Genomic DNA, 25,190 nt, shown 5'->3' with positions numbered 1-25,190 from the left:
GATAATTGGCGAATAAAATTAACAGGGAGTGAAATAAGATGCAAATAGCAATTGGTTCTGATCATGCTGGTTTTAAAATGAAAGAAGATATAAAAGATTGGTTATTAGATGAAGGATATCAGGTAAAAGATTTTGGAACAGACAGTGAAAATTCTGTTGATTATCCTGATTTTGCTGAAAAAACCTCTAAAAATGTGGCAGATGGGGATTCAGAATTAGGTATTTTAATCTGTGGAACCGGGATTGGTATGGCTATTTCAGCCAATAAAGTTAAAGGTATAAGAGCTGCTCGCTGTCAGGATGGTTATTCTGCTAGAATGGCTAGAGCTCATAATAATGCAAATATCTTAACTTTTGGTTCCAGAGTGATTGGAATTGAACTGGCTAAAGATGTTGTAATGGCATATTTAAATACAGATTATGCTGGTGGACGTCATCAGAGAAGAGTTGACAAAATTGATAATATTGCAGAGGAGATGAAATAATGGGTGAAGTTTTTACTTTTGACCATCCTTTAATTCAGCATAAATTGACTTTATTAAGAAGTAAAGAAACAGGTCCAAAGGAATTTAGAGAATTAGCAGATGAAATCTCGACCTTGATGGCATATGAGGTGACAAGGGATATGCCAATTCGTGAAGTTGAGATTGAGACTCCAATACAGACTATGAAAGCAAATAAAATTGCCGGTAAAAAACTCGGGATTGTTCCAATTTTAAGGGCAGGACTAGGGATGTTAGATGGTGTTCTAAAACTTATACCGACAGCTAAAGTTGGCCATATAGGGCTTTATAGAGATCCTGATACATTAGAACCAGTGGAATATTACTGTAAACTTCCTACTGATATAAATGAGAGAGATCTTATAGTTGTGGATCCAATGTTAGCTACAGGGGGATCAGCTTCTGCAGCTCTGCAGTTTATTAAAGATAGAAATCCCAGAGGAATTAAGTTTATGTGTTTAGTTGCAGCGCCTGAAGGTATTGAAAGAGTCCAGAAAGATCATCCAGATGTTGATATTTTTACAGCAGCAGTTGATGAAAAGCTTAATGATCATGCTTATATTGTCCCAGGTTTAGGCGATGCTGGAGACAGGTTATATGGAACTAAATAATTTATAAGGGGTTATCTATAATGTCTCTTTATATAAAAGTATTTTTAATTGGGTTGATAATTACATATATAAGTACTCCATTAATTCGTCGTTTCGCTATTAAATTAGAGGCTGTAGATAAGCCTGATAAACGGCGTGTTAATAAAAGGCCAGTTCCTAATCTTGGCGGTATTGCAATCTATCTTGGCTTTACTGCTGCAGTATTATTTGGTAGTGAGCCAGCGGCAGATAGAACTGGGATTATTTTTGGTGGGAGCTTGATTATGTTAATTGGAGTAATTGATGATATATATGAATTAAGACCCTCTGTTAAATTATTTGGTCAGTTATTAGCAGCAGTTGTGCTTGTTCTTTCTGGTATTTCGATTGAATTTATAAGCAACCCCTTTGCAGATTCTATGATTTATCTTGGCGTTTTTGCTATACCAGTAACAATTATCTGGATTGTTGGAGTAACCAATACAGTTAACTTAATTGATGGTCTGGATGGTCTGGCAGCTGGTGTTTCTATTATTGCTGCAGCAACTTTATTTATCGTTAGTCTTCAGGAGGGGCAATTTATAACGGCAGTTTTGACAGCCGCCTTAGCAGGTAGTGCCCTGGGATTTCTCCGATTTAATTTTTATCCGGCTAGAATCTTTATGGGTGATGGTGGAGCAATGATGATTGGTTTTATTCTGGCATCAGTTTCAATAATTGGTGCATTAAAAAGTGCGGCAGCTATGACCTTATTCGTTCCTGTGCTGGCTCTAGGTATACCAATATTTGATACGGCCTTTGCAATCATTAGACGGGTATATTATAAAAAACCTATTGCTAGAGCTGACCACGGGCATTTACATCATAGATTGCTGGCCCTTGGCTGGAATCATAAACAGTCAGTCTTAATTGTCTATATTATGAGTACTGTTCTTGGAGCTGTTGCAATAGTTGTTAATGGCTTGAATTTTCAAAATGGAATGTTATTAATCATCATGTCATTTATATTTTTATTATATAGTTGTTATCGTCTCGGAATATTTACTGTTGATCTTCCTAAGGAAGGCAGGTCTCTCCATCAGGAATAAAAGTTTAATCATTTTGAAAATTATGATTTAAATTATTAAGCAGGATTTTAGTAACTTGTACAGAAGTTATATAGGGAGAGATAAACATGATGAATAAGCATGACTTAGGTCAGATCATGAAAGCGCTGGGGCTGCTTACATATATAGGGATTTTAATGGTTGTCTCAATAGGTATTGGGTATTTTTTAGGAGCCTGGATAGATGGGCGTTTAAATACAGATCCAGTATTTTCAATTATTGGATTGGTAGTTGGTGTTGGAGCCGGTTTTTATACTGTTTATCAGGTCATTAAGGGGACATTGAACTAATGAATAATCTTTTTGCGGAAGAGCCGGCAAAAGTTGTTAAGATATTAACAAAGAGGGTTTTAATTGTTGGAGTTTTTTTAATAGGATCAGCAGCAGTTAGCCAGGACTTAGATGCTGTTTTAGGTCTGATTTTTGGTATTAGTGTCAGTCTTTTATTATTTAGATTGAAACTTGTTCAAAGTCGACAGGCAGTTGAGTTAGGCCAGGCTGAAGCTGAGAAATATATGCGTAATCGAAGTTTTGTTAATTATTTTATTTATTTTGTGGTGCTTTTTACTGCTTTTAATAATCAGAACTTGAGCTTTTTAGGAGCAGCAACAGGTTTATTGATTCTTAAATTTACAATTATCGGATCCGCTATTATAGAGATGGTAAAAACTGGCTGGCAGAACTATACGAAAGATGAATAATAGTTATGAGTAGAAAAGTTAGAAAGAAAGGAAGGGGGTTTTATTATGATGGATCCAGGACCACAGGTGGTCACTTATTTATTTGGTAATGAAATGCTACCAATAACTGATACTTTAATCTGGGCCTGGGTGGTCTGCATTGCGTTAATAATTATTGCATGGGCTGCCACAAAAAATATGCAGGAGGTTCCAACTGGACTTCAAAATGGCGCAGAGCTTTTTGTGACTGCTATACTGGATCAAATAGAACCGATGATTCCAGGCCATGGTCGAAGATTGTTACCCTTTATTGGAACAATTTTTGCCTTTATTGGTCTATCAAACCTCGTCGGCTTTATCCCGGCAGTTCAAAATCCAACAGCTGACTTAAATACAACTCTTGGACTTGGACTGGTAGTATTTTTAATTAGTCATTATGAAGGCATGAAAGAAAATGGGGTTCTAGGTTATATTAAGGGATTTGCTGAACCAGTATTTATTCTCTTCCCTTTAAATGTAGTTAGTGAACTTGCTAAACCGATTTCTCATTCTTTCCGTCTATTCGGTAACATGGTAGGTGGAGGAATTATTATTACATTAATTTATCAGGCTGCCCCCTGGGTTATGCCAGTTCCGCTCCATGCCTGGTTTGATTTGTTTGTAGGAGCGGTTCAGGCTTTAATTTTCGGAATGATAGCAATTGCTTACATAGCAGTTGCCAGGGATGGTTAATCTTGGCTTGAATAAGATTTTTGATTTGATATCCAGAAAGGAGGTAATTAAAAATGGTTGAGTTTTCTCCAGAAGTTATTGATACTATAATTACAGCTGCTGCATTATTAGGTGCTGGATTTGCAATGATTGCAGGTATTGGTCCTGGTATTGGTCAGGGTTATGCTGCAGGTAAAGCTGTAGAATCAGTTGCACGTCAGCCGGAAGCAAGAGGTAATATAATTACTACAATGCTCTTAGGTCAGGCAGTTGCTGAATCAACCGGTATCTACTCACTGGTTATTGCGATTGTATTAATCTTTACAATTGCTGTCTAACTAATATTTAATTAATATAAGCCGGTCCATAGCGGCCGGCTATGCATTTATAATAATAATATATTATATAATCAAAATACTGTCAGCCAGTCCAGTATATTATGCTTAAATTAATCAGGAGGTGAGCATGAGTTGGTAGATATTAATATAACAATGCTCTGGGAAGTAGTTAATTTCCTGGTGTTATTGTATCTATTAAAAAGATTTCTGTTTGGTCCTATAACTGAAATGTTAGATAAAAGGTCATCTAAAATCAAAAATGATCTTAAAGAGGCTAGAGAACAGAAAGAAAAAGCTCGTAAATTAAAAGAAGAAAGAGAAGCTGAATTGAAAAAGGCAAGGAAAAAGTCTCAGGAGATAATCGAAGAAGCTGAATCTCAGGGTGATAAAAGAGCTGAAGAGATAATTGAAGCAGCCGAAGAAGAAGCCCAGAGGATTAAAGATAAGAATCTTGCTGAGATTGAACAGGCTAAATCTGAAGCAGTAGATGATCTAAGACAGGAAGTTGCCGGTCTTTCATTGAAAGTTGCAAGCAAGTTCCTATCTGAAGAATTGGATGAGAAGGATCATATTGAATTAGTGAATAAATATCTAAAAGATATAGAAGATTCAGGGCTAGGTGAAGTCGGATGATAGAGAATGAGATTGCCAGGAAGTATGGGCAAGCAATATTTGAGTTAGCCTCTGAAAAAGAAAAAATAGAAGAAGTAAATAACGATCTTCAACTTTTAAGGGATACTATAAAAGAATCATCAGATTTTAAGAACCTGCTTTATCATCCCAGGATTGAATCTGAAAAGAAAAAAGAAGTGTTTTTTAAAATCATGGGAGATGAAATATCAGAACTTACTGCTCAATTTTGTCAGCTACTAATTGACAAAAGAAGAATAACCTCTTTAAATGCAATTGCCAGAGATTATGAGTTAAGATTAAAAGAATTTAGTAAAATTTTAGAGGTAGAACTTAAGGCAGCAATTGAATTGCCAGATGATTTAATTGAGCAGATCAGAATTAAACTAGCTAATATATTAGATTATAAGGTTGAATTAAATACAGAAATAGATAAAGATTTAATCGGTGGTATTAGAATAAAGATAGGCGATAAAGTGGTTGATGGAAGTATTAAAGCAGAACTGGAAAATTTACAAAAAAGATTAGAACAAATACCTGTTAGCAAGTTAGGGGTGGAATGAAATGAAACTCAGACCGGAAGAAATCAGTTCAATTATAAAGAATGAAATTGAAAATTATGGTAGTGATTTAAAAACTACCGGGGTTGGAACAGTTTTAGATGTCGGTGATGGTATAGCACATGTTTATGGTCTAGAAGATTGTATGTCTATGGAACTTGTTGAGTTTCCGAATGAAGTTTATGGTATGGCTTTAAATCTTGAAGAGGATAATGTAGGTATTGTTATTCTTGGTGACGAGAGAAAAATCCAGGAAGGCGATGAAGTAAAGAGAACTGGAAAAGTTATTGAAGTTCCAGTTGGTGAAAATATGCTCGGACGGGTTGTTAATTCATTAGGTCAGCCAATAGATGGCAAAGGTAAAATAGATACTGAAAAGACTCGGCCAACTGAATTTAAAGCGCCAGGAGTTATCACCCGTGAACCTGTTAAAGTTCCATTACAGACTGGTTTGAAAGCTATTGATTCAATGATTCCAATTGGTCGTGGCCAGCGCGAATTGATAATAGGTGATCGTCAGACTGGTAAGACTGCTATTGCTGTTGATACAATTATAAATCAACGTGATAACGATGTAATTTGTGTTTATGTGTCAATTGGGCAGAAAGCATCTAATGTCGCCAGACTTAGAGAAAGGCTTGCCAGGGAAGGTGCAATGGATTATACAATTATTGTATCTGCTACTGCTAGTGAACCGGCACCTCTGCGCTACATAGCTCCTTATGCAGGCTGCGCTATGGGAGAACACTTTATGTATGATCAAGGTAAAGATGTATTGGTGGTTTATGATGATTTATCCAAACATGCTGATTCTTATCGAGCAATGTCTCTATTATTAAGGAGACCACCAGGCCGCGAAGCTTATCCTGGAGATGTCTTTTATCTACATTCACGTCTATTAGAAAGAGCTGCTAAATTGAATCCTGATTATGGTGGAGGTTCTTTAACTGCTCTGCCGATAATTGAAACTCAGGCAGGTGATGTTTCAGCATTTATACCGACTAATGTAATCTCAATTACTGATGGTCAGATATATCTTGAGAGTGAGTTGTTCTTCTCAGGTGTACGCCCGGCTATCAATGTTGGTATTTCAGTATCTCGTGTAGGTGGAGATGCTCAGATAAAAGCTATGAAACAAGTTGCTGGTACTTTAAGACTTGATTTATCACAGTATCGTGAATTAGAGGCCTTCTCTCAGTTCGGATCAGATCTTGATCAATCTACACAGAGACGACTGGCCCGGGGTGAAAGAATTGTAGAAGTTCTTAAGCAGAATGAAAATCAACCGATGCCTGTTGCTGAACAGGTAGTTATAATATATGCTGTAACCAATGGTTATTTAGATGATATTCCAGTAAGTAATATCCGTCGTTTCGAGAAAGAATTATTATCTTATTGCCGCTCAAGTTATAACGATCTTCTTGATGATATTGTTGAGGTAGGTAAGATGACAGATGAAATTGAGGAGAAGTTAAAAGAGGTTATTGCTGAATTTGCTGAAACTTTCTCAATTAAAGAAGAAAGCATTGTAGGCGATGTTGATGAGATTGAAGAGTCAGATGATGAATTAGCAGGTTAATTATTGAGTTAGAGAATAGAGGTGAGTAAGTTATGGAATCGATGCGCGATATTAAAAGACGCATAAGTAGTGTTGAAAACACTAAGAAGATTACCAGGGCGATGAAAATGGTTGCAGCTGCTAAATTGCGTAATGCTCAAGATAAAGCAGAATCAGCCAGACCATTTTTTAATCGGACCCGTGAAATATTAGAAGATATTGTTAAAAATACTGAGGAAACAGAAGACCATCCTCTTTTGAAAGCTCCAGATTCTGCTAAAGATTTGGCCTTATATATTGTTGTAACTGGAGATAGAGGTTTATGTGGTGCTTATAATTCAAGAGTGCTAAAACAGGCTGATCGTTCACTTTCGAAGAATCCAGGCCCTATAATTCCAATTGGGAAAAAGGGGTATAAGCATTTTTTAAGAAGTGATCAGGATATACTAACTAAATATGTTAATATTGATGATTATCCAGATTTCTGGTTTGCCCGCTCAATTACTGATGATATTTTAAATCCCTACATGGAAGAGGAAATCAACGAGGTTAGGTTAATATATACCCACTTTGATTCTCCATTAAATCAAACTGTTTATGAACTCCCCTTATTGCCTGTTATACCTCCAGGAAAACGGGGCGAAATGAAAACAGTTGCTGAGGAAAACAATGAAGGAGAGAAAATTGAAAAAGATCGCCAGGTTGATTATTTATATGAGCCATCAACCCAGGAAGTTTTAGATGAATTATTACCTCAGTATTTAAATAATATTATTTTTGCTGCATTACTAGAATCAAAAGCTAGTGAGTTTGGAGCTAGAATGACAGCTATGGACTCTGCAACTGAAAATGCTACAGAGATGATAGATGATCTGACTCTGTCATATAATAGAGCAAGACAGTCAGCTATTACAAAAGAGATTAACGAAATAGTAAGTGGAGCAGAAGCGCTTAAATAATTTTGATCAAAAATAGAAAATTTATTTTTAGTTGTAACAAAGGAGGAATTTAGCGTGAGTAATCAGAATGATACCGGCAAGGTAATTCAGGTTATTGGACCGGTTGTAGATATGGAATTTCCACCTGGAAAATTACCTAATATCTATAATGCAGTTAAAATTATAGATGAAGAAAAGGATATAGATTTAACCTGTGAAGTTATGCAGCAACTCGGAGATAATAGGGTTCGTGCAGTTGCGATGGATTCAACGGAAGGGCTTGTCCGGGGGATGAAGTCAATTGACCAGGATGCACCAATTACTGTTCCAGTTGGAGATGAAGTTTTAGGTAGAATCTTTAATGTTTTAGGTGAAACTATTGATGAACAGGGTGAAGTAGATGCTGTTGAGAATCATCCAATTCATAGAGATCCACCAGCATATGACCAACAGGCTACCAGTACAGAAGTATTTGAAACAGGAATAAAAGTTATTGATCTGCTGGCCCCTTATTCAAGAGGTGGTAAAGTTGGACTATTTGGTGGTGCTGGTGTAGGTAAAACAGTATTAATTCAGGAATTAATTAATAATATTGCTATTGAGCATGGCGGTTATTCAGTATTCTCTGGTGTAGGTGAAAGAACTAGAGAAGGTAATGATCTTTATCGTGAATTCCAGGAAGCTGATATTTTGGATAAAGTTGCCCTGGTATTTGGTCAGATGAATGAGCCACCAGGAGCTAGAATGAGAGTTGGTCTAACTGGTCTGACAATGGCTGAATATTTCAGAGATCAGGAAGGTCAGGATGTTCTGCTTTTCATTGATAACATATTCCGTTTCATCCAGGCAGGTCAGGAGGTTTCTGCGCTATTAGGCAGAATGCCCTCAGAGGTAGGTTATCAGCCAACTTTAGCTCAAGATGTCGGTGCTTTACAGGAGAGGATTACTTCAACTAAGAAAGGCTCAATTACATCTGTTCAGGCTATTTATGTTCCGGCAGATGACTTAACTGACCCTGCTCCTGCAACAACCTTTGCTCATTTAGATTCAACAACTGTTTTATCCCGTTCAATTTCAGAGAAAGGTATTTATCCAGCTGTTGATCCCCTTGATTCAACATCTCAGATCCTGGAGCCGAGAATAATTGGCCAGGAACACTATGATGTTGCAAGACAGGTACAGGAAATTTTACAGCAGTATAATGATCTTCAGGATATAATAGCTATTCTTGGTATGGAAGAATTATCTGAAGAGGATAAGGTTGTTGTAAATAGAGCAAGAAGGCTTGAGAGGTTCTTATCTCAGCCATTCTTTGTTGCTGAGCAGTTTACCAATGTTCCTGGTAAATATGTTCCACTAGAAGAAACTATTAAGGGCTTCAAAGAGATACTGGATGGTAAACATGATGATAAGCCTGAAGAAGCCTTCTATATGGTTGGTGGAATTGACGAGGTTGTCGAGAAAGCGAAAAAACTGGAAGCCGGTGATTAATTATGGCTAAAGTTCAATTGGATATAACGACTCCTAGAAGAGTTGTATATAGTAATGAAATAGATATGCTAATAGCAAGAGCTATTGATGGAAATATTGGTATTATGCCAGGCCATACACCTCTTGTGACTGCTCTGGAAAATTCTGTTGTCAGGGTAAAAAAAGATGATAAAGAAATTCCGATACCTATCAGTGATGGGTTTTTAGAAGTTAAACCTGATAAAATTAATTTAATTGTTAGAACAGCAGAATTGCCTGAGGAAATCGATCTGCAAAGAGCAGAAAAGGCTAAAGAACGTGCTGAAAGAAGGTTAAGAGAAGAAAAATCTAAACTTGACCAGGCCCGTGCTGAGGCTGCTTTAGATAGGGCTGTGAGCAGGATTAATGCGGCTAAATCAAAATCAAATAGATTTGATTAAAAAATTAAGGGACTAACTGTATTTAAAGCTGCAGTTAGTCTTTCATTTTTAAAACATAAATTAGTATTACTGATAATCGACTTTAATACCATTATAGTAGTGTTGGTGTAGAGTTGATGTAGGAGGGATAGCGTATCAAAGGTGGATCGAAACTGGACTTTAGCTGCAAAGAGGTTATAATTTAAAATTCCTAAATAGAGGTGAAGACTAATGAAAACTAAAAAGACTTCTACATTTTCAATTATTGGGTTTGATCCAGAGACAGAAGAACTTGGAGTTGCGGTACAGTCTAAATTTTTAGCTGCAGGTGCTATTGTACCATATATTAAAGCCGGGGTTGGAGCGATTGCAACACAGGCTCTTGCTAATCCAGCCTATGGACCGGATGGAATAGAATTACTGGAAAAGGGTCATTCACCATCAGAGGTCATTGAAATTTTAACTGAACAGGATGATGGTTCCAGACACCGGCAATTAGGTATAGTTGATATTAAGGGCCGGTCAGCAAATTTTACTGGTGATGAATGTCTTGATTGGGCCGGAGGTTTAACTGGAGAAAATTTTGCAGTTCAGGGTAATATTCTAGTTAATAAAGAAACAGTTGAAGAGATGGCAAAGACCTTTGAAAAAACGGAGGGTCGCCTTGCTGATAGATTATTAAAAGCTTTAGAGGCAGGTCAGGCGGCTGGAGGAGATTCAAGAGGCCAGCAGGCAGCAGCTCTGCTTGTATATAAGGAGAATGGCGGTTATGGTGGATTAACTGACAAATATATTGATTTAAGGGTTGATGATCATCCTGAACCAATAGAAAAGCTGGCCGGCTTATTGGATCTTTTCTACTTATATTTTCTAGAAAGTGATGTGGATCATGTCGAGCTAAAGGGCCAGCAATTGATTGAAGTTCAGGAATTATTGGTGGACTTTGGTTTATATGATGGACCTGTTGATGGTGAATTTAACCAGGATTTTGAAAAAGCTCTTAATAGTTTTTATTCCAGGGAAAACTTTGAAGAAAGAATTCCTGAAGGCAGGACTATGCCTTTAGATATACTTGAATATTTAAGAAGCAGAGTTTAAACTAAACATCGCTTGGTAAGTGATAATGGTATTGCTGAAATAATGATGCTAATATTATTGAGCTGATAACAACAAGGGGTAGAGATATGCCAATTCTTATTAATGTGAATTGCAATCCAAGTATTGAAGCTTCCATAATACTCATTGGAATCATAACTAATGAGGCTGATGTTATATAGGTGAATATTGAACTATAATCTGCCCCTTTATGATAAAGTGAATTAGCAACAGGAAAGGCAACAAATGTTCCGCCGACAGTTGTAGCTGCTAACAGGATTGCATAGATATGCTTTTTAATTCCAGAAGATTCTCCAAAGTTATTCTCAATGGTTTCTCTATCTACCCAGATTTCAAATAAACCAATAATTACAAATGCCGGTGGCAGGATTAGAATCATATCTCTGGCGAAAATCCAGAAATTTTCTCCCATTTCAATGCCAAGTTCGAAATTGATAATTCTTGAAATGATAAGAAATCCAATGAAAGCTCCAAAAATAATATAATTAGATGTATTGTTAGTTTTTTTCTTTTTCATTTTAGAATAACACCTCTCCATAAAATAAGCCCATAGATATTGTTATAATAGCTGCAATGATTAAACTTGCAATATTTCTATAAATTGTAGCTTTGGCCCCCATATATTCTTTTTCTACTGGATAGGTTACAATACCAACCATTTTTAAAGTGGTTACAAATGCTGCAATAACCATAAAGCTAACTCCTCTTGATAATAGAACTCCGGCCAGAGGATAGGCTATAAAGCCTGGCATCATTGTTATTGAACCGATGATTAAGCCCATTATACTACCGAGAATAATATTTTGATTACCTAAATATTCGACTATTAAATCTTCAGAAAATAGTAATACCAGTGAGATGATAACCAGTAATTTTAAATAGCCTGGCAGGATTTTCATAAACTTATTTTTGCCTCTGTTAATAGATTTTATTGTTTTTTCTCTGTCAAAAAAGAATGAAATTATTAATAATATAGCCATAATTACGTATAATGCTTGCATTGATTTTTCCTCCTTTTGTAGATACCCCTTGAGGGTAGTCTAATTACATTATAATACCCCTGTAGGGGTATGTATGTAAACTGGATTACAAATTTCTTGACAAAATAGATCGGCAATGATAAAGTAGGTATTAGAATTGAATATAAATCTTCAGGGCAGGGTGTAATTCCTGACCGGTGGTAAAGTCCACGAGCTTTTTTAAAAAGCAGATCTGGTGTAATTCCAGAACCGACGGTATAGTCCGGATAGGAGAAGGTTATTGAACCCTGGGATATAATCCAGGGATTATTTATTTTTAGGAGGAAATTTTAATATGAATTCATCGACTCAAAAAATGGTTAGACTTGCTGTTCTTGCAGCATTAGGGGTAATATTATTATCAATTATCCGTTTTCCAATAATACCATCGGCACCTTTTTTAGAATATGAACCGGCTGATGTTCCAATTTTGATGGCCGCCTTTTTATATGGCCCGGTATCAGGTTTCTTTGTTGCTGTGGTTGTGGCCTTTCTGCAGGCTGTAACTGTTAGCTCGGCCAGTGGCTGGGTTGGATTTATTATGCATGTGATTTCCAGTGGAACACTGGCTATAGTAGCCGGGCTGATATATAAGCATCACAGAACATATGCAGGAGGTATTTTAGGCCTGGCACTTGGAGTGATTGCAATGACTATTGTCATGATACCTGCTAACTTATTTTTTACTGTCCATTTTTGGGGGATACCGTCAGATGTGGTGAGGGGCATGATTGTTCCATCAATAATACCATTTAATCTGCTTAAAGGTGGGTTAAATGGAGTTTTAACAGTATTAATTTATAAGCCCTTTGTTTCATTTATCAGTAATGAAAATCCAGGTGTCGGTCTGGCCCGTAACAGATCAAATTAAATTGCAATATTAACTAATATAACCTCTGCCAGATTTAGCAGAGGTTTTTTGCAGGATAAATTCAATTAATAGTGAATTATAGATATAATAACTATTGAAATTGGAGGTTGTAATTGTGAATGGAAATAACCAGTTCAATCAAAATGCAATTGGTCTAAAGCGGGGGATGGGTTTTATCAGGCTGGCTATTGTTTTAAGCTGGTTGGGTTGGTTGCCAGGAGCTCTCAGTCAGGAGTCAATGGTGGAGAGTAATTTTGTAATGGGCTCTTATTTGTTAGGGAGGTTTTTGCTAATAGCTGCTGCTTTAATATTTATTTTTGTAAATTATAGCTCCAGGAGCAGAAATAGAATTCAAAAAGAGTTATTTACCAGCAGAAAATTTTCGATCAAATGGGCTGTGTTTATTATAATATTTCCATTTATATTTAATTTCATTACAGCCGGGTTTAGCAACCTTGTATTAAATAATGAGATATCCTATCTGTCCCAGATATCATTTGATAGCTTGTTTAATTTTGGTCCAGTTTTTATTCTGTTGTTGTTAATTCCTGCAATATATGAAGAGCTGGCCTGGAGAGGTATTGCCCTATATGAACTCCAGTCTGGATGGTCAGCAGTTAAATCAGGGCTTATAGTTGGGCTGGCGATGATTATCTGGCGTCTTCCTTTGTATTTAATAGAAGGCACAAGCCATTCTGCAATGTCGATCATTTCTATGCAATTCTGGTTTTATCAGTTAAATATCTTAATTCTTGCAATTATGCTTACCTGGATTTATAATAGGACAGGCAGAAGTTTGCTGGCAGTTATTTTATTTAATTTTACATATTATTTTACTGAGGAGGTATTTCAGTTTCCTGAGGGTGGCAACTATTTTCTGATGGCGCTATATTTAATATTTGTTATCTTTTTAATTAAAAGAGATGCTTTAGAAAGGTAGCCGATTACAATTGTTCAGAATAATTAATCTGTCTATTTAAGGCTTTAAGTGCTGCTTTTGCCGCTGCAAGGGGAAGGTTATTGTTGATATAAACAGCCCCTAATAATTTCTGGCCACTCTGAAAATTTCTGCCTAAAAAGATCTGAAGTTCAACCAAGACGGCATTGCCATCTTTGCCTGTCAGACAGACGTTTTCCATCTGAATATTGCCATTAATTAATTCATACTTTTCTATGACCTCTATCATTCCTTTAGCTGATAACCAGGCAATCCCTTCGACATTTGAGCCTTCAATAGATTCATTTTTCATTTCATTGCCGATTTTGAATTTGTAATTGCAGATAGGTCTATTATTTTCATGATAAACACTAATTAATTCTATCGCTCTTTCATTGTTACTGTCACTATAATTATTAAGTGAAGCAATACTGATTTTTTTATGATTTAACTCCTCGCCGGTTTCAACTAACACAATAGTTTCTATATCCCTGACTATTCTTTTGGGCATCCTTGTATCATCTGATATAATATGGACCTCATCAAGGTTATCTTCGCCAGTTAATCTGCAGGAAATAACTCCATCGATAGATTCAATTTGCTTTTTTAACTTTTTCATCTGTCATTATCCCTCCAATTTGCTCTTCTATTATTAATTCAATCATCATTTCAGCATAATCAGGATCAAATTGTTTGCCTGAATATTTTTCGAATTCTGCTATAATTTCTTTTTTAGTTAAGGCAGGTTTATAAACTCTACCTGTAGACATAACATCATAGGCATCGCAAATAGCAAGAATCCTTGAGCCAACAGGGATTTCTTTACCGGATAAACCATCAGGATATCCATTACCGTCATATCTCTCGTGATGATGTTTAATGATATCTAAATCCTCTTTGAATATATCCAGATCCTCTAAAATCTCATAACCATACTGGCTATGTTTTTTCATTTCTGCATATTCTTTATCTGTTAAACTACCTGAACTTTTTAAGATTTCATCAGGGACACTTATCTTACCGATATCATGGATTTTTGCCATATTAACTATTTTTTCTATCTGATCATGTTTTAAACCGGCTTTTCGACAGAGGATACCTGCATATTCAGAGACCCTTTCGCAGTGTCCCTCTGTATAATCATCTTTAGAGTCAATTACTTTAAGGAAACTTTCAACTACCTGGGTAACAGTATTCATCTGCTGGAGTTTAGAATAGAAGAAGTCTTTAATTATGTAAATTAATATTAGTGAAAGAAATAAAAATATACTACCAAAATTCAAGTAACCAGTATATAATATAATTGCAAAAGCATATGAAACAAATACATTTTTAATTAATAAAGAAAAATATTTTATTATACTCTCTGGACTCGTGTCTTTAGAGAGTTTTAATACTATGTAAACTAAAATATTATTAACTAAATAATAAGCTATAGCAGCAAACAAAAAGCTTATAAAAACAAAATCTGAATTGATGAATGTTTCGGTTATTAAAAAAACTTCTCCAGAAATTATTATTGAAATAAATATATTGAATCTATTAAATAAAGATTTATACCAAATGAATCTTTTATTATTTTTGATTTCAGTTAAAAAAACTAAAGATAATAAGCCTATCCAAAATGGCCCAATTATTGCTATTCCAGGCAAAATTATTGGAAGTTTAATTGATGTAAATATTTTTGGACCAGACATTAAAAATATGCTGGCATTATGGGAAATGAAAAATAAAACTGCAAATAACAATAAGTTATATATATTTGGAATATCTTGTTCTTTAAAAGCTAATGAAATTATTAGAATAGCAGTAAATATATAAATAAAAGATAAATATATTTTAACCTTTTTATTCATAATATAATAAACCTCGCTTTCAATATAGAATGGCCGGGTAAATTTATTTATATTTAGCCCCAGTGAGTTGTATCAGCTAGTACCTGAACGGCACTACCGAATACGATCATAGCGGTTGTAATAGCTATATATAATTTTTTCATTAGTATTAACCCCCTTCGTGTTGTATATCTCTAAGCTAAGAGATCTGACGAAGGTAGGCTAAGCTCGTTTTGCTATAAGCTAATCTTAAAAATGTATATAAACTCAATATTGATACCCGGCCACTATTATAATTCATTATAAATCTTGAAAATCCTTTTTTTAGACGTTTAATTCTTTAAATTTTTCACATCTTTTATATTTGTAAGGAGGTTTTTAGGATATTTCGTTTAATTATATTAATAGAGGTTAATAAATAGAGGTTTAAGGTGGAATAATATAAATTATTAAAGTAGTTAATTTATGAGATTAAGATATATTAATTGGAGGTGTTTTTTATGCCAGCTAATTTACCTCCTCAGTATTATGAGGCCGAGGAGGAATATCGTTCAGCTTCAACCCCTGGAGAAAAAATAGCAGCATTAAATGAAATGCTAGCTATAATGCCTAAACATAAGGGTACAGAAAAGTTGCAGGCAGATTTGAAAAAGAGGATATCAAAACTAAAAGATGAGAAAGAAAAGAAATCAGAGAGTAAATCAACTTATAATCCCTATAAAATTGACCCGGAAGGAGCAGGTCAGTTAATTTTGCTCGGGTATCCAAACACCGGTAAATCATCATTGCTTGGAGCTTTAAGTAATGCTAAAGTGACTGTGGCAAATTATCCATTTTCAACATCACTGCCTGTTGCCGGGATGGTTCCATATGAAAATATTCAGATACAGGTTATTGATACACCGCCACTGGTGCCTGAAGATGTTCCTGGGCCAATGATCAGCGCAATTCAGAGAGCTGATCTTCCAGTAGTTTTAATATCTTTAGCATCTTCAAAATGTCTTGAGCAGCTTGATGGAGCAATAGAATTTCTTAAGTCTAAGAGAATAATGCGGGAGCCAGAAGATATTCCAGAGGGAGTTAAAGCATTTACCAGGGAGGATATAATTTTTATAGCTACAGGTATAGACCATTCTGATGCAGAGGATAATCTTGATGTAATAAAAGAATTTTATCCTGAGATTGAATTTGAGCTGGTGTCAGTTCCTGAAGATAAAGGGGTTGAGAGATTGCCTGAACTATTTTTTAATCAACTGGGCGTAATCAGAATATATAGTAAAGCGCCTGGACGGGAGCCTGATAAGGATAGTCCCTTTGTAATGCCCCGGGGCACTACTTTAATTGAGTTTGCCAGGGCGGTTCATAAAGATTTTGCTGAAAATCTTAAAAAAGCCTGTGTCTGGGGTTCTTCAAGATTTCCTGGTCAGCCTGTTGCTCAGGATTTTGTGCTTGAGGATGAAGATATTGTAGAGCTCCATTCTGAGAAATAAAGTTTAATATTGATTATATCTAAAGACTGTTGGGCCGATTAATTGCCTGACAGCTTTTTTATTTTAGGTATTAGTAATGGGTTTAAACTAATAATAAAATATTTTTATTAAATTATGAAAATAAAAAAAGGATTTTTTATTCTGGTGTAGAATATGTATATTAGACGAGATTTTAATGGAGGTATTTTAAATGAATGACAATCTGAATATGAAGATTACTGAAACAAGAAACCCGGCCAGCGAGGAGCTTGATACTAAATCGACATCTGAAATAATCAAACTGATTAATGAAGAAGACGCAACTGTTGCTCACTCGGTGGCAGAAACTATTCCAGAGATAACAGGGTTAGTAGAGGCTATAGTGCCCAGGATGCGCAAAGGTGGAAGAATTATATATGTTGGGGCAGGTACCAGTGGCCGTCTGGGTATCATAGATGCTGTTGAATGTGTTCCAACTTTTAGTCTGGAACCAGGCAGAGTTGTTGGGATTTTAGCTGGTGGCGAAGATGCAATGTTTAGAGCAAAAGAAGGTATAGAGGATAGCCAGGCTAAAGGAAAAGAGGCTATAAAAGAACATAATGTTAATGAATTGGATACAGTGATTGGGATTGCGGCCAGTGGAAGTACGCCATATGTTATTGGCGCTGTAAAAACTGCCAGAAAATTAGGTGCTTTAACTGGAGCGGTGGTTTGTAATTATAATTCAGAGCTGGCTGAAAATGTTGATCATAAAATCAGGGCTGTTGTTGGGCCTGAAGTTTTGACAGGCTCTACCCGCCTGAAAGCAGGAACAGCTCAGAAGATGATCCTTAATACAATATCAACAACAGTAATGATTCGACTGGGCAAAGTTTATAATAATTTAATGGTGGATTTAAAAGCGACCAATGCCAAATTAAGAGAGAGGGCCAGAGGAATTGTTACTGAAATTACCGGTATAGATAATAAAGAAGCTGATGAAATTTTAAAAGCTGCAGATTATCAGGTAAAAGAAGCAATCATAATGATAAAGAGGGGGTGTGATCTGGCAGAAGCAAAAAATTTATTGGATGAGAGTCAAGGAGATTTACGCAGTATAATTGGATGAGCTGGTTCATGTAAGATTAATGTATTTTATTTTCAAAAACTAAAATTTATTATTAAAATATATATTATGATATTAATTAAAAAATTGCAACAAGCTTTAGTCAATCTTGAAATTTAAGGAGTTAGAATAATGATTATAAGCTTTGATTTAGACGGTGTTCTTATGGAAAATCCTTTTAGTAAAGGTTTATTTCCTTATATAAAAAGTGAATTAAAAAGACAGTATGAAAATCATCATGATCAATTAATAAAAGAAGAAATAATTTGGAAAAATATTAAATATGAATTCAGAAAGAGAATTAAAGCTCATTTATATACTGCCTATGACTGGGATGATATTATTCAGACAGTAGCAAATGATTTAAGAGTTCCTGGTCAAATTGATATTTCTAAATTGATAAAAAAGTATCTTAAAAAACCTTATATTCATCTTTATCAGGATGGAAAAGAGCTTCTTAATAAACTGCAAGAAGCTAATATAGAGCTTTATGTAGTGACAAATGGGTATTATAAATATCAATACCCTGTCTTAGAAGCTCTTGGTATAGATGAATATTTTTCTGAGATCATAACGACTGATAGAGCTCAGGCGGTTAAACCTCAAAGTAAGATCTTTAAATCTCAATTAACAGAAACTGATAACTGGATTCATATTGGTGATTCTCCTTTAATGGATGTTTATGGAGCCAATAAATTATCTGCGACTTCAATTTTAGTTTTCAGAGAATTATCAGAAGATTTATTAAGCCTTTCACCTTCTGAAAGAACAAAATCCAAAATTGCTAAAGAGCTAATAAATGATAAGCTCGATAAAGAGCTTTCATTAAATAAATGGGAATATGAAGAAGATTTGATTTATCCAGATTATTTGGTTAAATCATTAGATGAAGTATTCCCGATATTAAAATAAAAATAGACTTATTATTCCAAGGAGGTGAAATCCCTAAATACTAATAGTTAAGTAGATTAAATTAAAGAAAAATATAGGAGGTAATAGTTAATGAGAAAATCAGTGATTTTTATTTTAATTTTAGCAGTAGTATTAACGTCATCGATGGTTGCTTTTGCCGAGAATGGAGAAGAAGATAGTATTGTAATAGGGATGGGTTCAGATGGTAATGCTTTAGACCCAAGGTATGTAACAACTGCAAGTGGTATGTATGTATCATCTCAGATTTTTAATGGTCTTTTGAAATTAGATAAAAATTTGGAATATCAGCCAGACTTAGCAGAGTTTGAAATGCCATCAGATTCTGAATATGTTTTTCATTTAAAAGAAGGTGTATATTTTCATGATGGTACTGAACTAACTGCGGAAGATGTTAAATACACTTATGAATCAATGCTTGACCCAGATAAAAGCTCTCCAAAAGCTGGTAATTACTTAAATATTATTGGTGCTGAAGAATTTAATGAAGGGGAAACAGATTCAGTTGAAGGTATCGAGATTATTGATGAATATACAATATCTTTTCAATTGGAAGCGCCGCACGCACCATTTCTGGTTAACATGAATACAGGAATAGTTCCAAAGCATCTAGCAGAAAACAATAAAGATGATTTTGAAGCTAATCCAGTTGGTACTGGTCCATTTATGTTTGAATCAAGAGAAATCGATGAGAAGACTGTATTAGTTGCCAATGATGATTATTTTGAAGGTCGTCCAAATATTGATAGTGTAGAGTATAGAATTATTCCTGAAAGTGCAGCTGCTGTGATTGAACTAGAGACTGGTGTTCTTGATGTATTAATGTCAGTCAGCGAGGATGACCTTCCAATTATAGAAGATGATGACTCAATTAATCTTGCTTCTATTGCTGGAACAAATTATAATTATATTGGTTTTAATGTGACAAATAAACCAGTAGATAATAAATATTTAAGAAAAGCGATAGCTTATTCTTTAGATAAAGACAGTATTGCTGAACATTTTCATGGCACAAGAACTCATGTACCTCTTCCAGGGAGTCATCCATGGGTAGAAGAATTTTCTGATAGTACAGCGATAAATCAATATGAATATGATATGGATAGAGCTCAAGAGATGCTGGCTGAAGGTGATTATGATGGAGAAACTGTTACTATAAAAACAAGTGAAGGCCGGCAAGAACTTGCTCAAATCATGCAACAGATGATGAGTTCTGTTGGAATTGATGTTGAAATTGAATTATTAGAATGGGGTACATTTTACGATGATGTTGTAGAAGGAGATGCTGAAATATATTTATTAGGATGGTATGGAATTATTGATCCTGATGCATATTGGTTTTTCCATTCTGATATGACTCCTCCACAGGGTGGTTCAAATAGAATGTATTACTCAAATGAAAAAGCTGATGAGTTATTAATTCAGGGAAGAGAAGAGGTAGATGAAGAAGAAAGAAAGGCTATTTATCATGATCTTTATGAGGTCCTAACAGAAGATCTTCCAATGATTTTCTTATATTCAGAAGAAGATTCTTATGCTTACAGAGATCACCTTGAAGGATTTGAGGCTGCTCCTTATCCAGTAACTATATTAAAACAGTTAAAAAATGTTAGAATTGTAGATTAAAGTTTTTCGATAAGAATATATTAAGAATAGGGGAGGTTAATCCTCCCCACTTTTTTAGGAGGTCAACCATGTCCAAGTATATTATTAGAAGAATTTTATTAATGATACCTATCTTATTGGGTGTATCTTTAATTGTTTTTTCTTTGATGCATCTTACACCAGGCGATCCTGTACAAATAATGCTTGGAGATTTTGCTCAGCCAGCACAAATTGAAGTCATGCGTGACAACCTTGGATTAAATGATCCGATACATATTCAGTACTTTAATTTTGTTAGGAATTCTCTACAAGGTAATTTTGGTCGCTCAATACATTATAATGAACCAGTAATTAACCTTATAAAAGCCAGGGTTGGTTTTACAATTAATTTGAGTTTAGCTGGTTTCATTGTTTCTTATTTGATTGCATTTCCTGCAGGAATTATATCTGCAATAAAAAGAAATACATTTATAGATGATTTCAGTATGGTTTTTGCTCTAATAGGTATTTCAATGCCTAATTTCTGGTTAGGTATGATGTTAATGTTAGTCTTTGCGCTAAGGTTTAGAGTTCTACCAGCTACAGGTGTTGGCACCTGGAGACATTTGGTTTTGCCAGCGATTACTGTTGGTACTGCTGGAGCTGCACTGGCTACCAGGCTTATCCGATCCAGTATGTTAGAAGTTATAAATAAAGATTACATTAGAACTGCTAGAGCTAAAGGTTTAATGGAGAGAACCGTCACTTTTAAACATGCCCTTAAAAATGCAATATTACCGGTCTTAACAATCATTGGTCTGAGATTAGGCTTTATATTAAGTGGCTCAGTTATAACTGAGATTGTTTTTGCAAGACCAGGTCTGGGACGTTTAATGGTTGATTCAATTTTTAGACGGGACTATTTAGTAGTTCAGGCATCAGTTTTATTAGTGGCAGTAACAGTTTTAATAGCAAATCTAATTATAGATCTGGTTTATGGGTTCATTGATCCCCAGATCCGTTATGATTAAAAGGAGTGAATTATAATATGGCTAATAATACAGCATCAGCCAGAGTTATAAGGCAATTAAAAAACAATACAAGGGTAAAAATATCTTTAGGGCTTATTATATTAATTATTGGAGTTGCTATATTTGCTCCTATTATTAGTCCCTATGATCCTAATGAGATAAACTTAGGGGCAACATTACAGCCACCATCATCTCAACATTTATTAGGAACTGATAGAATGGGCAGGGACATTCTAACAAGAATAATTTATGGTACCAGAATTTCCTTGTTAGTTGGCATTATAGCAGTTGGCATTTCAGGTTTGCTGGGGGTTATCTTTGGAACATTAGCCGGATATTATGGTGGTTATGTAGATGGAATAATAATGAGAATAGTTGATGTATTACTGGCTTTTCCAAGTATCTTACTGGCTATAGCCCTGGTGGCAGTTTTAGGAGCCAGTTTATTTAATATAATGCTGGCAATAGGAATAGTTAATTGGGTAGGATATGCCAGGGTTGTTAGAGGCGAATTTCTCTCATTGAAAAACAAAGAATTTGTAAGCGCAGCCAAAGCAATGGGAGCTAACACATTTAGAATTATATTTAAACATATGCTGCCAAATTGTATAGCACCTATTATTGTAATGGCTACTTTAGGTATGGCAGGAGCTATAATAACTGAGTCTTCACTTAGTTTTTTAGGATTAGGTGTTCAACCACCAACACCTTCATGGGGCGAGATGTTAAATACTGGAAGGCAGATAATACGACAGGCCTGGTGGGTTTCGACTTTTCCAGGAATAGCAATAATGCTTGCAGTTTTATCATTTAATATACTCGGTGATGGGTTGAGAGATGCACTTGATCCAAATATGGTTGATTAATATGATATAATAAACTCCAGATTACAATCTGGAGTTTTTAAGATTAGATTAGGAGGTAATATTTATGAGTGAGTGTTCCAGTCAATACAGATCAGGTTTAGATAGAGTTATTGCAAAAGAGGTTCAGATTCCATTTACCGGCCCTACTGGCTTGATAACCAACCATACCGGTAGAGATCATCAGATGAGACAGAATCTAGATTTATTATTAAATGATTTAAGATTAAATTTCCAGTTAGATATCCAGAAAATATTTGCCCCTGAGCATGGCTTTAGAGGCAGTGCAGCTGCCGGGGAGAAAGTCGATGATTCTAAAGATCCTGCTAGTGGCCTGCCAGTAATTAGCCTTTATGGAGATAATAAGAGGCCATCAGCTGAGGTTTTAGAGGGGCTTGAGACTCTTATCTTTGATATTCAGGATGTTGGAGTTAGATATTATACTTATATCAGTACACTTTTTTACTGTCTGGAAGCAGCTAAAGAAAATGACTTGAATTTTGTGATCCTGGATAGATACAATCCTTTAGGAAGAAAAGTTGAAGGGAATTTACTTGATGAAAATTTTCAGTCTTTTGTGGGGGCGACAAGTCTGCCTCTACGCCATGGTATGACAGTTGGTGAACTGGCTATCTGGGCAGTTAAGACTGGAAAAATTGAGGGACCAGAGCCTGGAGATGGTTTAGAGGTTATTGAATTAAAAAATTGGCATGGAGAGACCTGTCAGGAGATATCTGAACCCTGGTTAGCTCCTTCGCCTAATATTCCTTCAACTGAAGCAACGATGCTTTATCCAGTTACAGCAATATTTGAAGGGACTAACTTATCTGAAGGTCGGGGAACAACCCTGCCATTTCAGATAGTCGGAGCACCCTGGTTAAATAGTATGGTTTTAACATTAAAGATGAGAGGCTATGAATTGCCTGGTGTCGGTTATAGGCCTTTAAATTTTTCTCCGAAAAGCTCTAAACATCAGGGGGAAAACTGTAATGGGATCCAATTATTCATTACAGACCCAGATAAAGTTGACTCTCTTGAAGTTGGATTAACTCTGATGGCGGAGATTATTAAACTCCATCCGGAAGAATTTGATTTCTTTAAATTAGACGATAATAGGTATTTTATAGACTTATTACTTGGTACCGATAGCTATAGAAAGTTATTGAGTAAATTAATAGAGAATCAGGAATTTGATTATAAAAAGGCTTTAGCTGAACTTAAAGAGGATTTTGCTGAAGGAATTGAAACTTTCAAAGATGAGAGGGAAAATATCTAATTTATTAATTAGAGAGGGCGGCTATAAAAATGAACTTTCAGAAATTGGATCCAGATAAGATAATTGCAGATATGACATTAAAAGAAAAGTTAGGACAGTTAATGATGGTCGGTTTTGATGGCCAGGAATTAACACCTGAATTAGAAGAGATGATTAACAAATATAAAGTTGGCGGGATTATCTATTTTGCAAGAAATATCGAGAGTCCTGAACAGGTCTCCAGGCTTTCTAAAGAGATACAGAGGGTTTCTCTGGAAACCAGTAATATCCCTGCTTTAATTTCAGCTGATGAAGAGGGAGGGGTTGTGACCAGAGTTAATGGGATGACCCATATGCCAGGTCTGATGGCTATTGGAGCAACTGGTGAATACAAAGAAGCCTTTAGGGCAGCAAAAGGTGCAGGAGAACAGTTGAAATATCTCGGGGTTAATATGAATCTTGCCCCTGTTCTTGATATAAATAATAATCCTGAAAATCCGGTGATTGGTGTCCGTTCATTTGGTGCTGATCCTCTAGAAGTTAGTAAATTTGGCAAAGAATATATCAATGGCCTCCAGGAGAGCGGTGTTGTTGCCTGTGGCAAGCATTTTCCAGGCCATGGTGATACCAGTGTTGATTCCCATCATGACCTGCCAGTGATTGAATATGGTTATGATAGATTGGATAGAGTTGAGTTACAACCATTTAAAGAAGCAATTAATGCTGGAATTGATAGCATAATGACTGCCCATATTGCTTTTCCTGAATTAACATCAGAAGCTGGTCTGCCAGCCACTCTTTCCAGGAAGATTCTAACAGGTATTTTAAGAGATAAGCTTGGTTTTGAAGGTATGGTCATAACTGATTGTATGGAGATGAATGGGATAGTTGGTACCTATGGAACTGTACCTGCCGGTGTTATGACAATTCAGGCTGGAAGCGATCAGGTACTGGTATCACATAATCGTGAGAAACAGCTAGCAGTATTAAAGGAACTGGAGAAAGCTGTAAATGATGGCCGTTTATCTGAAGCTAGAATAGATCAATCTGTCAGAAGGGTTTTGAAGTTGAAACAGGCCAGATTATCCTGGGATTTAAAGAATGAATTTTCTGGTGATGAATTTTTAAATATGCTAGAGAATGGTGGTTCAATTGCCAGAGATATTTCTGCTAAAGGCATTACAGTTTTACAGGACCAGGATAATATTTTTGAGAGTCCGCTGGACAAAAGTAAAGAGCTCTGGTTGATAAATTGTTCTGGTGATATTAGCAGCCCGGTTGAGACCAGCCCTGATGATATAGATAAAGGGGAGAAAAGTCAACTGGCCAGGGAACTTTCTAATAAAGGATATAAGGTTAAAGAATTTTCAGGTTTGACTAATGAATTTTTTAAGGATAAAATATATGAAAAGAGAGATTTAGAGTTAATTGTATTAACTAGAGATATTGTAAAGAATAAAGAACAGCATAAATTTATTCAGAGGATGCTGGCTGCAGGTTTAAAACCAATTATAGTGAGTCAGAGAAACCCTTATGAACTTAAGTTTTTAAAGGATTTACCAGTTTTAACTACCTATGATTATAGTCCCAATCATGCCAGGCCACTGGCTGATATCTTAGGGGGTAACAGCCAGGCTAGAGGTAAGCTACCAGTCAAGATATTGGAGGTCTAA

Annotated in this window: 29 protein-coding genes and 1 riboswitch; of the genes, 25 read left to right on the top strand and 4 right to left on the bottom strand. The window is 35.5% G+C overall.

The window, feature by feature from the left end:
* Positions 1-38 precede the first annotated feature (38 nt).
* From rpiB to I0Q91_RS09965, 14 genes are all read left to right on the top strand, one after another.
* A complete protein-coding gene (gene rpiB, locus I0Q91_RS10030) occupies positions 39-485 on the top strand; it encodes a ribose 5-phosphate isomerase B (RefSeq protein WP_270454380.1) in 447 nt (148 codons plus the stop codon).
* Positions 485-1,114: a uracil phosphoribosyltransferase gene (upp, locus tag I0Q91_RS10025; protein ID WP_270454379.1), complete on the top strand. Its 630-nt coding sequence runs from the start codon at positions 485-487 to the stop codon at positions 1,112-1,114. Before rpiB ends, upp begins: the two co-directional genes overlap by 1 nt.
* A gap of 20 nt (positions 1,115-1,134) precedes the next feature.
* A complete protein-coding gene (locus I0Q91_RS10020; RefSeq protein ID WP_270454378.1) occupies positions 1,135-2,181 on the top strand; it encodes a glycosyltransferase family 4 protein in 1,047 nt (348 codons plus the stop codon).
* A gap of 86 nt (positions 2,182-2,267) precedes the next feature.
* Positions 2,268-2,489, top strand: coding sequence for an AtpZ/AtpI family protein (locus I0Q91_RS10015; protein ID WP_270454377.1), 222 nt, complete (start codon positions 2,268-2,270; stop codon positions 2,487-2,489).
* Positions 2,489-2,899, top strand: a complete 411-nt coding sequence (locus tag I0Q91_RS10010) for an ATP synthase subunit I (protein WP_270454376.1) — start codon at positions 2,489-2,491, stop codon at positions 2,897-2,899. The genes I0Q91_RS10015 and I0Q91_RS10010 overlap by 1 nt, the downstream gene beginning before the upstream one ends.
* A gap of 45 nt (positions 2,900-2,944) precedes the next feature.
* Entirely contained in the window at positions 2,945-3,610 is a 666-nt protein-coding gene (gene atpB, locus I0Q91_RS10005) for a F0F1 ATP synthase subunit A (protein WP_270454375.1), read from the top strand.
* Between the two features lie 53 nt (positions 3,611-3,663).
* Entirely contained in the window at positions 3,664-3,927 is a 264-nt protein-coding gene (gene atpE / locus I0Q91_RS10000) for an ATP synthase F0 subunit C (RefSeq protein ID WP_270454374.1), read from the top strand.
* A 132-nt stretch (positions 3,928-4,059) separates the two neighbouring features.
* Positions 4,060-4,560 (top strand): F0F1 ATP synthase subunit B, encoded by a 501-nt coding sequence (gene atpF, locus I0Q91_RS09995; RefSeq protein ID WP_270454373.1) that lies wholly within the window; start codon positions 4,060-4,062, stop codon positions 4,558-4,560.
* On the top strand, positions 4,557-5,120 hold the full coding sequence (atpH, locus tag I0Q91_RS09990) for an ATP synthase F1 subunit delta (RefSeq protein ID WP_270454372.1): 564 nt from the start codon (positions 4,557-4,559) through the stop codon (positions 5,118-5,120). Before atpF ends, atpH begins: the two co-directional genes overlap by 4 nt.
* A gap of 1 nt (position 5,121) precedes the next feature.
* Positions 5,122-6,696, top strand: coding sequence for a F0F1 ATP synthase subunit alpha (gene atpA, locus I0Q91_RS09985; protein ID WP_270454371.1), 1,575 nt, complete (start codon positions 5,122-5,124; stop codon positions 6,694-6,696).
* 32 nt (positions 6,697-6,728) lie between these two features.
* Positions 6,729-7,634 carry an ATP synthase F1 subunit gamma gene (atpG, locus tag I0Q91_RS09980; RefSeq protein ID WP_270454370.1) on the top strand — a complete coding sequence of 302 codons (906 nt, stop codon included), beginning with the start codon at positions 6,729-6,731 and terminating at the stop codon, positions 7,632-7,634.
* A 54-nt stretch (positions 7,635-7,688) separates the two neighbouring features.
* Entirely contained in the window at positions 7,689-9,104 is a 1,416-nt protein-coding gene (gene atpD / locus I0Q91_RS09975; RefSeq protein WP_270454369.1) for a F0F1 ATP synthase subunit beta, read from the top strand.
* A gap of 2 nt (positions 9,105-9,106) precedes the next feature.
* Positions 9,107-9,523, top strand: coding sequence for a F0F1 ATP synthase subunit epsilon (locus I0Q91_RS09970; RefSeq protein ID WP_270454366.1), 417 nt, complete (start codon positions 9,107-9,109; stop codon positions 9,521-9,523).
* A gap of 210 nt (positions 9,524-9,733) precedes the next feature.
* Positions 9,734-10,600 (top strand): DUF1028 domain-containing protein, encoded by an 867-nt coding sequence (locus I0Q91_RS09965; RefSeq protein ID WP_270454365.1) that lies wholly within the window; start codon positions 9,734-9,736, stop codon positions 10,598-10,600.
* A gap of 1 nt (position 10,601) precedes the next feature.
* On the opposite strand, the gene I0Q91_RS09960 is transcribed toward I0Q91_RS09965, so the two are convergent.
* Together I0Q91_RS09960 and I0Q91_RS09955 are read right to left on the bottom strand one after the other, a co-directional pair.
* Positions 10,602-11,135, bottom strand: a complete 534-nt coding sequence (locus I0Q91_RS09960) for a permease (RefSeq protein ID WP_270454364.1) — start codon at positions 11,133-11,135, stop codon at positions 10,602-10,604.
* 1 nt (position 11,136) lies between these two features.
* Positions 11,137-11,619 (bottom strand): hypothetical protein, encoded by a 483-nt coding sequence (locus I0Q91_RS09955; protein WP_270454363.1) that lies wholly within the window; start codon positions 11,617-11,619, stop codon positions 11,137-11,139.
* 142 nt (positions 11,620-11,761) lie between these two features.
* A riboswitch (FMN riboswitch) is annotated at positions 11,762-11,880 on the top strand.
* A gap of 52 nt (positions 11,881-11,932) precedes the next feature.
* On the opposite strand from I0Q91_RS09955, the gene I0Q91_RS09950 reads away from it, so the two are divergent.
* Together I0Q91_RS09950 and I0Q91_RS09945 are read left to right on the top strand one after the other, a co-directional pair.
* Complete coding sequence (locus tag I0Q91_RS09950) at positions 11,933-12,508, top strand: ECF transporter S component (protein WP_270454362.1); 576 nt, start codon at positions 11,933-11,935, stop codon at positions 12,506-12,508.
* Between the two features lie 115 nt (positions 12,509-12,623).
* Positions 12,624-13,448, top strand: a complete 825-nt coding sequence (locus tag I0Q91_RS09945; protein WP_270454361.1) for a CPBP family intramembrane metalloprotease — start codon at positions 12,624-12,626, stop codon at positions 13,446-13,448.
* 4 nt (positions 13,449-13,452) lie between these two features.
* Here the strand turns inward: I0Q91_RS09945 and I0Q91_RS09940 are convergent, their stop codons facing one another.
* The gene (locus tag I0Q91_RS09940) at positions 13,453-14,064 is read right to left on the bottom strand and encodes a hypothetical protein (protein WP_270454360.1); all 612 of its coding nucleotides are present in this window, start codon (positions 14,062-14,064) and stop codon (positions 13,453-13,455) included.
* Positions 14,039-14,728 carry an HD-GYP domain-containing protein gene (locus I0Q91_RS09935; RefSeq protein WP_270454359.1) on the bottom strand — a complete coding sequence of 230 codons (690 nt, stop codon included), beginning with the start codon at positions 14,726-14,728 and terminating at the stop codon, positions 14,039-14,041. Before I0Q91_RS09935 ends, I0Q91_RS09940 begins: the two co-directional genes overlap by 26 nt.
* Before the next feature lie 193 nt (positions 14,729-14,921).
* Here I0Q91_RS09935 and I0Q91_RS09930 point away from each other — a divergent pair, with 193 nt between their 5' ends.
* The 9 genes from I0Q91_RS09930 to nagZ all read left to right on the top strand — a co-directional run bounded on the left by I0Q91_RS09930 (position 14,922) and on the right by nagZ (position 25,190).
* Positions 14,922-15,266, top strand: a complete 345-nt coding sequence (locus I0Q91_RS09930) for a hypothetical protein (RefSeq protein ID WP_270454358.1) — start codon at positions 14,922-14,924, stop codon at positions 15,264-15,266.
* Positions 15,267-15,780: 514 nt separating this feature from the next.
* Complete coding sequence (locus tag I0Q91_RS09925) at positions 15,781-16,770, top strand: GTPase (protein WP_270454356.1); 990 nt, start codon at positions 15,781-15,783, stop codon at positions 16,768-16,770.
* Positions 16,771-16,960: 190 nt separating this feature from the next.
* Positions 16,961-17,857 (top strand): N-acetylmuramic acid 6-phosphate etherase, encoded by an 897-nt coding sequence (gene murQ / locus I0Q91_RS09920; protein WP_270454355.1) that lies wholly within the window; start codon positions 16,961-16,963, stop codon positions 17,855-17,857.
* A gap of 129 nt (positions 17,858-17,986) precedes the next feature.
* Positions 17,987-18,766, top strand: coding sequence for an HAD family hydrolase (locus tag I0Q91_RS09915; protein WP_270454354.1), 780 nt, complete (start codon positions 17,987-17,989; stop codon positions 18,764-18,766).
* A gap of 90 nt (positions 18,767-18,856) precedes the next feature.
* Positions 18,857-20,410 (top strand): ABC transporter substrate-binding protein, encoded by a 1,554-nt coding sequence (locus tag I0Q91_RS09910; RefSeq protein ID WP_270454353.1) that lies wholly within the window; start codon positions 18,857-18,859, stop codon positions 20,408-20,410.
* A gap of 68 nt (positions 20,411-20,478) precedes the next feature.
* Positions 20,479-21,399, top strand: coding sequence for a nickel ABC transporter permease (gene nikB / locus I0Q91_RS09905; protein ID WP_270454352.1), 921 nt, complete (start codon positions 20,479-20,481; stop codon positions 21,397-21,399).
* A 17-nt stretch (positions 21,400-21,416) separates the two neighbouring features.
* Complete coding sequence (gene nikC, locus I0Q91_RS09900; RefSeq protein ID WP_270454351.1) at positions 21,417-22,265, top strand: nickel transporter permease; 849 nt, start codon at positions 21,417-21,419, stop codon at positions 22,263-22,265.
* Between the two features lie 64 nt (positions 22,266-22,329).
* Complete coding sequence (locus I0Q91_RS09895; RefSeq protein WP_270454350.1) at positions 22,330-23,538, top strand: exo-beta-N-acetylmuramidase NamZ family protein; 1,209 nt, start codon at positions 22,330-22,332, stop codon at positions 23,536-23,538.
* A 29-nt stretch (positions 23,539-23,567) separates the two neighbouring features.
* The gene (nagZ, locus tag I0Q91_RS09890; protein WP_270454349.1) at positions 23,568-25,190 is read left to right on the top strand and encodes a beta-N-acetylhexosaminidase; all 1,623 of its coding nucleotides are present in this window, start codon (positions 23,568-23,570) and stop codon (positions 25,188-25,190) included.

It is taken from the genome of Halonatronomonas betaini, assembly GCF_015666175.1.
Classification (GTDB): Bacteria; Bacillota; Halanaerobiia; order Halanaerobiales; family Halarsenatibacteraceae; genus Halonatronomonas; species Halonatronomonas betaini.
This window is presented reverse-complemented; position numbering and strand designations above follow the sequence as displayed.